This window comes from Streptomyces laculatispora (genome assembly GCF_017353455.1).
In the GTDB taxonomy this organism is placed as follows: domain Bacteria; phylum Actinomycetota; class Actinomycetes; order Streptomycetales; family Streptomycetaceae; genus Streptomyces; species Streptomyces laculatispora.
Window position 1 is genome coordinate 1 of the sequence record NZ_JAFMPZ010000017.1, and the last position, 4,627, is coordinate 4,627.

Sequence of the window (4,627 nt, forward strand, 5' to 3'; positions counted from 1 at the left end):
CGGTGACGGTGGCAGCGGAGCCGGTGCGGCTGATGGACTGCGGATTGGGTGAGACCGGCGGGAGGGCGGCGGCGCCGGGCGGACCGGCCGGGCGGGCGGCGCTGGAGGGCGATGCCAGGCACATCACGGCGGTCGCCGTGGCCAGCAGGCATGCGAGTGATGTCATGTCACGACGTCTCACAGAATCTCCAAGTGGTCTAAACCAGCGAAGTGTTCAGGAGAATTCCGCAACCGGGGCGGGCAGTCAAGGACTTTCGTTCGATCCTGTTTGGTCTAGACGTTTACTAATGTTGGATACCGAGGGGCATGAGGGGCAGACCGGATGACCGGCGCCACGGTGGCCCGGACGGCCACCCGGGCGGCGGCGCCCCAGGAATCGCGCACCTTCAGCGTGCCGTCCGACGGCTCCAGGACGACGCCGTCGGGTGCGGTAACCGTGCGGCTTCCGCTGTGCGCTCCCGGGCTGACCCGTCGGCACGGACGGATCCCCCGTACGGACAGATCGCCGTCGCCCCACCGCAACCCCGCCGCACGGGCCTGAGCACGGGCCCGGCTATCCTGACCGCCGAACCGGACACGGGGTGCCCCGCACGAGGGCTGAGAACACACCCGTCGAACCTGAACCAGTTAGCACTGGCGGAGGGATGTCTTCATGTCATTGCCGTATGCCCAGGACGAGCGCGCCGCCGCCCAGCGGCCCGCGTTCGAGGGGCGGATGCCCACCGCCCCCGGCGATCTGCGCATCGAGGCGAACGGGATAGCCCCCGTTCCCGAGGACCGTCGCTACGGCGGGCCCGGCCGGCTGTTCACCGTCTGGTTCGCCCCCAACCTGACCATGACCGGCGTCTTCACCGGCACCGTCGGCATCGCGCTGGGCCTGGGCTTCGCCACGGCGCTCACCGCCGTCGTGCTCGGCACGCTCGCGGGCGCCGCGCCCACCGCGTATCTGGGAACCTGGGGAAGCCGGACCGGCGCCGGACAACTCCCGCTCGCCCGGCTGGCGTTCGGCCGTGGTGTGGTGCTCCCGGGCGCACTTCAGTGGCTGTCGTCCATCGCCTGGGACGCGCTGATCGGCCTGTTCGGAGGGGACGCGCTGGCCCAGCTGTGCGGCTGGCCGTTCTGGCTGGGGGTGCTGGTCATGATGACCGCCCAGGGCGCGCTCGGCGTACTGGGGTACGAGATGATCCACCGGCTCCAGACCGTGATGACCTTCGTCCTCGCGGCCGCCTTCGCGGTGCTCGCCGCGAAACTCCTGCAGGGTGTGTCGCGGCGCTGTGCAGCAACGCCATGAACGACTACAGCGGATCGCTCGCTCTGCAGACCATGGGGGTCCGCCTGCCGCGCCCCGTCGCCGCGGCGCTCTCCGCCGCTCTCGGATTCCCGCTCGTGCTGTGGATGCACGCGGCCGACACCACGGCACGCCTCCAGAACGTGCTGCTTCTCGTCGGCTACTGGATCCCCGGTTTCGTCGCGATCGTGGCCGTCGACTGGATCGTCCGGGCGAGGGCCCGCGGCGGCTCCCCCATCGACCTGGCCGCCGAGAGCTCCCGCCCTCAGCCATGGTGGCCGGCGCTCACCGCCTTCGCCGTCGCGTTCGCCGCAGCGGTGCCGTTCATGAGCACCAGCCTGTACGTGGGCCCGGTGGCAAAGGCGCTGCACGGAGCGGATCTCGCCTACGGGGTGGCGTTCCTCGCCGCCCTGGCCGTCTACGCCCCGCTGCGGCTGCGCCGCCGCCCCTGACGCTCCCCGGCCGGCGGCGTTCCGCGCGGTTCATGCCTTCGCTGTCGCCGTCTCGCCGTTGACGTAGCGGCCTCCGCGGAGCAGCGAGACGACCGCGGCCACCAGGCACGCCACGATGGCGAAGTCGAAGGCGACGGAGAGTCCCTGCTCGAACGGTTCGGAGATCAGCGTCGGGAAGAACGCCCGTCCGGTGAGGTAGTCGGCGTGACTGGCGGGCAACTGCGCCAGGGTCTCCGGGCCGAGCAGGCTGCGCACCGGGTTGTATCCCAGGAGCGCCGCGAACAGCACGCCGACGGGCGGCAGGGCCGCGACGCGCGCCGCGTCGGCGGACGGCACGCCCTGTTCGGTGAGGCCGTGGGCGAGCGTGTCCGGCAGCGAACTCGCCAGCCCGGCGATCATCAGCGAGAAGAAGATGCCGATGGACAGCACGGTGGCCGAGTTCTGGAAGGTGGTGCTGATTCCCGCGCCCACACCACGCTGGTCCGGCGGCAGACTGTTCATGATCGCCGCCCGGTTGGGCGAGGCGAACAATCCTCCGGTGTCGTACAGCTTCAGATAGGCCCAGACCGTTCCGAACAGCCCGATCGGGACGGAGACCAGGAACACCAGGTGCCAGTTGAAGGGACCGAGCAGCCCGCCGAGCACGAGTCCCATGAACGACCCCGCGATCGCCGCGACCTGGTTGAGTCCCAGCGCGAGACCACGCTGGCGGGGCGGGAAGGCGTCGGTGAGGATGGCGTTCGAGTTCGCCATCAGCATCGCTCCGCCCACGCCCTGGAGTACGCGCATCCCGATCAGCCACAGGGCGCCGGCGGTGCCGTGCATCCAGGTCACCGAGAGCAGTACGGAGAACGCCGTGAAGACCGCGAACCCCAGGTTGTACATCCGGACCCGGCCGTACATGTCACCCAGTCGGCCGAAGCTCACCACCAGGACCGCGGTGACGACCATGTAACTCATGATCAGCCAGAGCAGCAGACTCGTGTTGCCCGGCTGCAGGGGGTCCACTCCGATGCCGCGGAAGATGTCCGGCAGCGCGATGAGGATGATCGACAGGTTGATCGTCGCGATCAGCACACCCAGCGTGGTGTTCGACAGGGCGATCCACTTGTAGCCCGGGCCCTGGGTATCCTCGACGCCGCCGGGGCGTACGGCTGTGCTCTGCATGGAACCGTCCCGCCCGTCGGAGGTGCCTCGGCCGCCTACGGGAGCCAAGCTATTCCCGGGCCCCGTGGACGGCCAGTTCGCATGCTCCGGTGACGCGGCCGTTCACCCGCTTGAGACGGTGTCCGCGGAAATCTCGTTGCGGGGCGGGAGCGTGCCTGGCACCGTGCGGGTTTCCGTCACTTACGCGAGGCAGCCATGACGATCTACTTCTACGGCGCCGACGAAATCCCTCACGGTTGCTTCTCGAACTTCTCCGATCACGGCCTGGACCTCGACGGGCACTGGTGGCCGACCTCGGAGCACTACTTCCAGGCGCAGAAGTTCATCGGCACCCGACACGCGGATCTCATCCGTCGTGCTCGCACCCCGCTGCGCGCCGCAGAGCTGGGCCGTGACCCGTCCAAACCGATGCGGCGGGACTGGGAACGGGCCAAGGACGACGTGATGCGCCGTGCGGTGGCGGCCAAGTTCCTTACGCACGCGGACATCCGCGGCATTCTGCTGTCCACCGGTGACGAAGAGATCGTTGAGGACACCACTGCCGATCACTACTGGGGCCGGGGCAGTACCGGGTCCGGCAAGAACATGCTCGGGCGGATCCTGATGCGTACTCGCGGCCGGCTCCGCGCAGAATTCGACGAAGCCTCCGAGGCCCGCAGCGGCAGCGGACGCCCGGGGCGGTAACCGGGGAAAGCGCCGTGTCGAGTCCCACGCCCCGAGCGGTCTCATGTGCGCGCCGCGTGTCCGTACGGCCAGTCCTCACCGGGACACTTCGGCCGCTGCCGAAATGACCGGATCCTAGGCTGCCGCCATGAACACAGCCCCTCCCAGCACCCTGTCCGCGGAAGCAGCCGTCACCCACATCGAGATCGAACCGAGCATCCTGTACTTCGGGACGCCAGTGGTGCTCCTGTCGACAGAGAACCAGGACGGTTCGTTCAATCTCGCCCCGATATCCTCCGCGTGGGCCCTCGGGCAGACGGTGGTGATCGGACTGGGCCGTGAGGGGCAGACCGCGTACAACCTCGGCAGCCGGCCCGAGCTGGTGATCAGTCTCCCGGCCCCCGCTCAGTGGCCGGCGGTGGAGAGGCTGGCGCCCCTGACCGGCCGGAATCCGGTGCCCTCGACCAAGCCCCGGGGCTGCCGCTTCGTGCCGGACAAATTCGCCGCAGCCGGCCTGACCGGCGAACCGTCCCACCTGGTCCGGCCGCCTCGCGTCGCCCAGTGCCCGATCCAGCTGGAAGCCCACGCCGAGCGGATCCGGCCGGACGTCTCCGGAGGGTTCGTCATCGTCGAGGCCGTCGTGCGTAAAGTCCACGCCGACCACCGCATCGTCGTTCCCGGCACCGACTACATCGACCCGGGCACCTGGAGCCCCCTCATCTACAACTTCCGCCACTACTTCGGACTCGGCCCGGAGCTCGGCCGTTCCTACCGCGCACAGACACCCCGCAGCTCCGGGAAGCGCGCCTCGGAGCCCGCGCTCGACGGCACCGTGCCCAGCTGAGTTCGGGCGGCCCGGCCGAGGCACGCACCCGGCTCCACCGAACAACCTGCCGCCCCGTGACAGCAACACCACCCGCATACACCACCCCACGTCAGCAAACCGATCCACCAAACCCGCCACCACCAGCAGACACGCACCAACCTGATATGTCGTCACTGACACCGAACGGGCACATCGCACCGGGTTTAGGTGCAATACCGTTCAGTTAGTGGA

General features: G+C 69.2%; 3 protein-coding genes, 1 pseudogene and 1 riboswitch. Of the genes and pseudogenes, 3 read left to right on the forward strand and 1 reads right to left on the reverse strand.

Features of this window, described 5'->3' with window-relative positions; all coding sequences use genetic code 11:
- The first annotated feature begins 567 nt into the window (after positions 1 to 567).
- Positions 568 to 662, forward strand: a riboswitch (TPP riboswitch).
- A pseudogene (locus J1C73_RS00750) lies at positions 653 to 1,740 on the forward strand (cytosine permease). Its footprint overlaps the riboswitch before it by 10 nt.
- A 30-nt stretch (positions 1,741 to 1,770) precedes the next feature.
- On the opposite strand, the gene J1C73_RS00755 reads toward J1C73_RS00750, so the two are convergent.
- A complete protein-coding gene (locus tag J1C73_RS00755) occupies positions 1,771 to 2,907 on the reverse strand; it encodes an MFS transporter (RefSeq protein ID WP_207314590.1) in 1,137 nt (378 codons plus the stop codon).
- 195 nt (positions 2,908 to 3,102) lie between these two features.
- On the opposite strand from J1C73_RS00755, the gene ybiA reads away from it, so the two are divergent.
- On the forward strand, positions 3,103 to 3,591 hold the full coding sequence (gene ybiA / locus J1C73_RS00760; RefSeq protein WP_207314591.1) for a riboflavin biosynthesis intermediates N-glycosidase: 489 nt from the start codon (positions 3,103 to 3,105) through the stop codon (positions 3,589 to 3,591).
- Positions 3,592 to 3,718: 127 nt separating this feature from the next.
- A complete protein-coding gene (locus J1C73_RS00765) occupies positions 3,719 to 4,414 on the forward strand; it encodes a flavin reductase family protein (protein ID WP_207314592.1) in 696 nt (231 codons plus the stop codon).
- Positions 4,415 to 4,627: the final 213 nt, after the last annotated feature.